Genomic DNA, 6,711 nt, shown 5'->3' with positions numbered 1-6,711 from the left:
GCCCCGACCGCGAACGCGACCGACGTCGCCCCGAAGACCGACGTGTCCGTGTCCGTGCCCGACGGCAGGCTCACCGGGGTCGCCCTCACGCCCGCCGGCGGCGGGAAGGCCGTCGACGGCACGCTCTCGCCGGACGGGAAGCGGTGGGTCGCGTCGGGTCCGCTCGCCCTGGCGACCAGCTACACCTGGAGCGGCACGGCGACGGCGGGCGACGGCCGGACCAGCCCGCTCGCGGGGTCGCTGCGCACGATCGCCCCGAAGGAGCAGGTCGAGGCGACCCTCAACATCGGCGACGGCCGCACCGTCGGGGTCGCCGCGCCCGTGGAGATCCAGTTCGACGGTCACGTCGCGGACCGTGCCGCCGCCGAGCGGACCCTGAAGGTCGGGACCTCGAAGCCCACAGAGGGCTCCTGGGCGTGGCTGCCCGACCAGGACGGCGGCTCCCGGGTGCACTGGCGCCCGAAGGAGTACTGGGACCCGGGCACCAAGGTCACCGTGACGGCCGACCTGCTCGGTGTGGACCTCGGCGACGGGGCCTTCGGACGCGAGGACGTCAGCTCCCACTTCACCGTCGGGCGCTCGCAGATCGTCAAGGCCGACGTGAACAGCTTCCGGATGATCGTGATGCGGGACGGGAAACAGGTGATGGACGTCCCGGCGTCGTACGGCATCGACGCCGACCCGAACCGCACCACGCGCTCCGGCACCCACGTCGTGTCCGAGAAGTTCACCGACAAGCGGATGGTGAGCCGCCAGTACGACTACGACGTGGTCGAGCAGTGGGCGGTGCGGATGAGCAACAACGGCGAGTTCATCCACGCCAACCCGAAGTCGGCCGCCGCGCAGGGGACGAGCAACGTCACCCACGGCTGCGTCAACCTGTCGATCGGCGACGCCAAGGCCTATTACGACACCGCCATGTACGGAGACCCCGTCGAGGTCACCGGCACCCCGATCCAGCTCTCGGCGCGGGACGGCGACATCTACGACTGGACAGTGCCCTGGTCGACGTGGAAGGGGCAGTCGGCCCTGTAGGTGGCCTTCGGCCTCGTGAGCACTTTCTGTCGCTATAGCCCCCGAAAGTGCTCACAAGGGCGGAGCCCACCTATCGCCGGAAGAACCGCATCCCGCTCGCCTGGTCGCGCGGCTTGAGCACCATGCTGTCGATGTTGACGTGGCTCGGGCGGCTCATCGCGAACGCGACGGTCGCGGCGACGTCGTCGGCCGAGAGCGGGGTGATGCCGTCATAGACCTTGTCGGCCCGCTCGGTGTCGCCGCCGAACCGGACCAGCGAGAACTCGGTCTCCACGGCGCCCGGCGCGATCTCGGTGAGCCGCACCGGCTGGCCGAGCAGCTCCCCGCGCAGGGTGCGGTGCAGCGCGCCCTCCGCGTGCTTGGCTGCGGTGTAGCCCGACCCGCCGTCGTAGGTCTCCAGTCCGGCGATCGAGGTGATCGTGACGACGTGGCCGTCGCCGGAGGCGATGAGCGCGGGCAGCAGCCCCTTGGTGATCCGCATGGTGCCCAGCACGTTGGACTCCCACATCCAGCGCCAGTGCTCCTCGTCGGCCTCCATCACCGTCTCGGCGCCCTTGGCGCCGCCGGCGTTGTTGACCAGGCCCCGGACATTGCCGAGGTCGCGCACCCGCTGCACGAACGTCTCGACGGAGGCCGCGTCGGTGACGTCGAGGGGCAGCGCGGTGCCGCCGGTCTCGTCGGCGATCTCGCGGAGGCGCTCGAGCCGCCGTGCGCCGAGCACCGGGTGCCAGCCGTCGGCCGCGAGCGCGCGCGCCGTGGCGGCGCCGATCCCGGAGCTGGCGCCGGTGACGACGACGACCGGCCTGTGCGTGTCGGTGGTGGGAGAACTCACGGGTCGCCACCCTAGAGCCAGACTCGGACGGACGCCGACGCGTGCGTTGCCTAAGCTGGTTGTTGTGATTCCGGCGGCGAGGACGGCGACGGACGGCTCACCCACCACATTCGGGAGGGGGCGGCCGGACGGCAGTGGATCCCCCGGATCCCCGCCGCGGGCGCGGCCACTGTCCCCGGTCCGGCGCGCGCCGCGCCGGGTGGCGGTGATCTCGGTGCACACCTCACCCCTCGCGCAGCCCGGCACGGGGGACGCGGGTGGCATGAACGTCTACGTGGTGCAGACCGCGGTGGAGATGGCCAAACGCGGCGTCGAGGTCGAGATCTTCACCCGCCAGACGTCGTCGGACCTGCCTCCGGTCGCCGAGCTCGCTCCCGGTGTGCTCGTCCGCCACGTCGTCGCCGGCCCGTTCGGCGGGCTCGGCAAGGAGGACCTGCCCAGCCAGCTGTGCGCGTTCACCGCGGGGGTTCTCCGCGACGAGGCGGGCCAGGAGCCCGACTGGTTCGACGTCGTGCACAGCCACTACTGGCTCTCCGGTCAGGTCGGCTGGCTGCTGCGCGACCGCTGGGGCGTCCCGCTGGTCCACACCGCCCACACCCTGGCCAAGGTCAAGAACGCCTCGCTCGCCGAGGGCGACACGCCCGAGCCGCTGGCGCGTCTGGTCGGCGAGGAGCAGGTGGTCGCCGAGGCTGACCGGCTCGTCGCGTCCACCCCGGGCGAGGCGGACGCGCTGGTCACCGACTACGACGCCGACCCGGACACCGTGCGCACCGTCGCCCCCGGCGTCGACCTGCAGACCTTCACCCCCGACCTCGACCGGGACCTCGCCCGTGGGCGCCTCGGCCGCGAGGCGGGCCTCCCGATCGGCGAGGACGACATCGTGCTCGCGTTCGTGGGGCGCATCCAGCCCCTCAAGGCACCCGACGTCCTGCTCCGCGCGGCCGCGGAGATGCTCGCCCGCCGCCCGGAGCTGCGGTCCCGGCTGCGGATCCTCGTCGTCGGCGGGCCGTCCGGGTCGGGCCTCGCGCAACCGCGCGTGCTCATCGAGCTGGCCCGCGACCTGGGGATCACCGACGTCGTGAGCTTCCTGCCCCCGCGGGCCGGCGGGGCGCTCGCGGAGATCTACCGGGCCGCCGACGTGGTCGCCGTGCCCAGCTACTCGGAGTCGTTCGGTCTGGTCGCGCTCGAGGCGCAGGCGTGCGGCACCCCCGTCGTCGCGGCCGCTGTCGGGGGCCTGCCGGTCGCCGTCGCCGACGGCCGGTCGGGCCTGCTCGTCGGGGACCACTCGCCGTCGTCGTGGGCGGACGCGCTGGAGCGTGCCGCCCTGGACCGGCAACTGCGCGGCCGGCTCGCGGCGGGCGCCGTCGAGCACGCGGGGCTGTTCTCGTGGGACCGCACCGCCGACGCGCTGCTGGCCACCTACGCCGAGGCCGCGACGGTGCGGCGCGCCGGCGCGGCACCGCGGGGGGTGGCGGTGTGAGCGACCCGGCTGACCTGCCCGCGGTGATCGTCGCGGCCCTCGACGAGCGTGAGCTGGTCTACGAGCGCCGCGCCGAGGGCTCGTTCTTCGTCACGCTGCCCGGGACGAAGAAGCTGCAGACCAACTGCTGGCTGGTGCTGACCCCGCACGCCCTGCTCGTCGAGGCGTTCGTGTGCCGGCGCCCGGACGAGAACCACGAGGGCGTCTATCGCTGGCTGCTGCAGCGCAACGCGCGCCTCTACGGCGTGCACTACACGCTCGACGACGTCGGCGACATCCACCTGGTCGGCCGCGTCGGGCTGCACGCGGTGGACGACGACGAGCTCGACCGCGTGCTCGGGCAGGTCCTCGAGGCCGCGGACGGCGACTTCAACACCCTGATCGAGCTCGGGTTCGCGACGTCGATCCGGCGTGAGTGGGCCTGGCGGGAGTCCCGCGGCGAGTCGCTGGCGAACCTGCGGGCGTTCCAGCACCTGGTGTCCGATTCCGACGCCCGGTGAGCGCTGCGCCGTCCGGGTGAGGGCGGTCGGCCGCTCCTGCAGGTTCGGCTGAGTACGGACGGGTACCTTGGCGTGACCCGCCGCACCGTCGGCCGACGGTGCGGGTGCCCCCGGCTCACCGAGGAGTTCCGAGTATGACCGTGCGCAGCCCTTACGACGACATCGACATCCCCGACGTCGGGCTGCCCGAGTTCCTCTTCTCCGACGTCTCGGAGCACGCCGACTCGGTCGCCGTGCTCGACGGACCGAGCGGCACGCAGATGACCTTCGGCGAGCTCGCGCAGGGCGTCGACCGGTTCGCGGCCGCGCTCGGCGAGCGCGGGCTGGGCAAGGGCGACGTGATCGCCCTGTTCGCGCCGAACAACATCTACTACCCGGTGGTCTTCCACGGCGGGCTCGCGGCGGGCGTGGCCGTATCGACGATCAACGCGATGTACACCCCCGACGAGGTCGCCTTCCAGCTCCGCGACTCCGGTTCGAAGATCCTGGTGACGGTCTCGGCGTTCCTCGACCGCGCCCGCGCCGCAGTGGCCGAGGAGGGCGTCGTGGTCGCCGAGATCGTCCTCATCGACGCCGCCCGCGACGAGGCCTCCACCCCGCTGCCCGAGAACGCCCTCGCGGACCTGCTGACCACGACCGCCGAGCGGCCGTCGGTGACGGTGACCGGCGACGACGTCGCGGCGCTCCCGTACTCGTCGGGGACCACCGGGCGGGCCAAGGGCGTGGTGCTGACCCACCGCAACCTCGTCGCGAACCTGCTGCAGGTCCAGGCCATGGGCACCCACGTCTCCAGCGGCACCAAGATCCTCGCCGTGCTGCCGTTCTTCCACATCTACGGCATGACCTGCATGATGAACCAGGGAATCCACGCCCGGGCGACGGTCGTGACGATGCCGAAGTTCGACCTCGCCGACTTCCTCCGGATCATCTCGGAGCACCGCGTCGACCGGGTCTACGTCGCCCCTCCCATCGCGGTGGCGCTCGCCAAGCACCCGATGGTCGAGGAGTACGACATCGACTGTGTCGACATCGTCTTCTCGGGCGCCGCGGCCCTCGACGCCGACCTGGGCCACGCCATGGGGAAGCGCCTCAACTGCACCGTCCTGCAGGGCTACGGGATGACCGAGCTCTCGCCGGTCAGCCACTGCATGCCCGACGACCGGCCCGACATGGACCTCGGCTCGATCGGCGTCGCGATCCCGAACGTCGAGTGCAAGCTCGTCGACCCGGAGACCGGCGAGGAGGGCACGCGCGGCGAGCTGTGGGTCAAGGGCCCGAACGTCATGCGCGAGTACCTCAACAACGACGAGGCGACGTCCTCGACGCTGGACTCCGACGGTTTCCTGCACACCGGTGACGTCGCGACCGTGACCGACGAGGGCGTCTTCTACATCGTCGACCGCGTCAAGGAGCTCATCAAGTACAAGGGCTACCAGGTGCCGCCCGCCGAGTTGGAGGCGCTGCTGCTCACCAACGACGCGATCGCGGACGCGGCGGTCATCGGCGTCAAGGACGCCGACGGCGAGGAGATCCCGAAGGCGTTCGTGGTCAAGCAGCAGGGTGCCGAGATCTCGGAGGACGACGTGATGTCCTTCGTCGCCTCCCGGATCGCGCCGCACAAGAAGGTGCGCGTGGTGGAGTTCATCGACGAGGTCCCGAAGTCGGGAGCCGGCAAGATCCTGCGCAAGGACCTCCGCGCTCGTGAGCAGGCTCCGGCGTAGGGTCGCTGACCTGCCGTTTCGGGCCTCTGACCTGCAACGACGCGGGATGTTCGATGTGAAGTCTCTGTGAGGCTCTGTCGGCGTGGGCGGTTCGCGGGGAGTTTCCGCGGAACAGTCACGGAACAGATCGTGCGCGGTGATCATCTGTCCTCCCCGTCGAGCAGGGTCTGAATCCGGGCGTTGTAGGCCGCCCGCTCACCGTCGAGGCATGCCGCGTAGACCGAGAGCAGGACCTTGACCGAGTGCCCAGCCCGCTCGGCGACCTCGGTGGGCGGGACCCCGGCGTTGAGCCACGACGACAGCGCGGCGTGCCGTAGGTCGTAGGGCCGGGCCGCGAGGGGTGAGGCTTGCTGGGCTGGGGTCAGGCCGATGATGCGGGCCTGCTTCCAGGCCCGGGTATAGACCGACTCCCGGATGCGCTCCCCGGTGACCAGGGCGGGGAACAGCCGGCCGTCGGGCGCGGTGCCGTACCGGTCGAGGTGCTCGCGAAGGATCGCGACGAGGGCCGGTGGAATCGGGACCCGACGGACGGCTTCCCGACGACGGCGCTTGAGCGGCCGCTGGTCGGCGTCGCGAAGCCCGTCGTTGTAGTGCTCGCCGCTCACTCCGGTGCGGGAACCGGACAGGACGAGTTCGCCCCAGCCCTCGGCGGGGAGCTTGGCGTCGGTGTCGCGGAGGTGCTGGGCTTCGCCCGGGCGCAATCCGGCGTAGTAGAGGCAGGCGAAGAACGCCCGAAGCCGCCATCCCCGATCGCGCTCCGTGTGCCGGTGCCCGGATACGTAGGTGACAGCGGCGAGAAGCTGACGCGCCTGGTCAGGATTTACCGCCACGCGCGGGTCGACGCCCTCCGTGGTCTTGCCGGTGGTGACGCGGCGACCGGTGACCGGATTCGTGACGAGAACCCCCGTGTCCACGGCGTAGCCGGCCACCCGGTGCAGTACGGCACGGCGCTTGTCCCAGGTCGAGGAGGTGACCGGTCGTCCCTTGGCGGCGGTCCCGAGATGCTGGAGCAGGCCCGCGAGGGCGAGCGGGTCGGTGAGGTCGGAGACCGGGCGGGAGGCCCGTCGCAGCCACGACGCCACGGCCCGTTCCTCGGCAGTGAGCGGGTCGTCGCGTCGCGGCGGCGGCAGGAGATGTGTGCTG

At 71.7% G+C, this 6,711-nt stretch carries 6 protein-coding genes; 4 read left to right on the top strand and 2 right to left on the bottom strand.

Annotated elements, in window-relative coordinates; translation table 11 throughout:
* Positions 1 to 1,035, top strand: a 1,035-nt coding sequence (locus VGI02_RS11560) for a L,D-transpeptidase (protein ID WP_331627498.1), incomplete at its 5' end; no start/stop codon positions are given.
* Positions 1,036 to 1,105: 70 nt separating this feature from the next.
* Here the strand turns inward: VGI02_RS11560 and VGI02_RS11555 are convergent.
* Positions 1,106 to 1,867, bottom strand: a complete 762-nt coding sequence (locus VGI02_RS11555; protein WP_331627497.1) for an SDR family NAD(P)-dependent oxidoreductase — start codon at positions 1,865 to 1,867, stop codon at positions 1,106 to 1,108.
* A 169-nt stretch (positions 1,868 to 2,036) separates the two neighbouring features.
* On the opposite strand from VGI02_RS11555, the gene mshA reads away from it, so the two are divergent.
* The 3 genes from mshA to VGI02_RS11540 all read left to right on the top strand — a co-directional run bounded on the left by mshA (position 2,037) and on the right by VGI02_RS11540 (position 5,568).
* Positions 2,037 to 3,347 (top strand): D-inositol-3-phosphate glycosyltransferase, encoded by a 1,311-nt coding sequence (gene mshA / locus VGI02_RS11550; RefSeq protein ID WP_331627499.1) that lies wholly within the window; start codon positions 2,037 to 2,039, stop codon positions 3,345 to 3,347.
* Positions 3,344 to 3,847, top strand: coding sequence for a type III secretion system chaperone family protein (locus tag VGI02_RS11545; protein WP_331627496.1), 504 nt, complete (start codon positions 3,344 to 3,346; stop codon positions 3,845 to 3,847). Before mshA ends, VGI02_RS11545 begins: the two co-directional genes overlap by 4 nt.
* A 134-nt stretch (positions 3,848 to 3,981) precedes the next feature.
* The gene (locus tag VGI02_RS11540; RefSeq protein ID WP_331627495.1) at positions 3,982 to 5,568 is read left to right on the top strand and encodes an AMP-binding protein; all 1,587 of its coding nucleotides are present in this window, start codon (positions 3,982 to 3,984) and stop codon (positions 5,566 to 5,568) included.
* A 140-nt stretch (positions 5,569 to 5,708) separates the two neighbouring features.
* On the opposite strand, the gene VGI02_RS11535 is transcribed toward VGI02_RS11540, so the two are convergent.
* The coding region (locus VGI02_RS11535; RefSeq protein WP_331627494.1) for a tyrosine-type recombinase/integrase at positions 5,709 to 6,711 on the bottom strand (1,003 nt) is incomplete at its 5' end.

The sequence above is a fragment of the Actinomycetospora sp. genome, assembly GCF_036497245.1.
In the GTDB taxonomy this organism is placed as follows: Bacteria; Actinomycetota; Actinomycetes; order Mycobacteriales; family Pseudonocardiaceae; genus Actinomycetospora.
The sequence above is the reverse complement of the archived record's forward strand: the minus strand, read 5'-3'. Positions and strand labels throughout refer to the sequence as shown.

What these genes read in the sequence shown, in the direction of transcription:
- VGI02_RS11540 (WP_331627495.1), top strand. Translation starts at nt 3,982, where the DNA reads ATGACCGTGCGCAGCCCTTACGACGACATCGACATCCCCGACGTCGGG.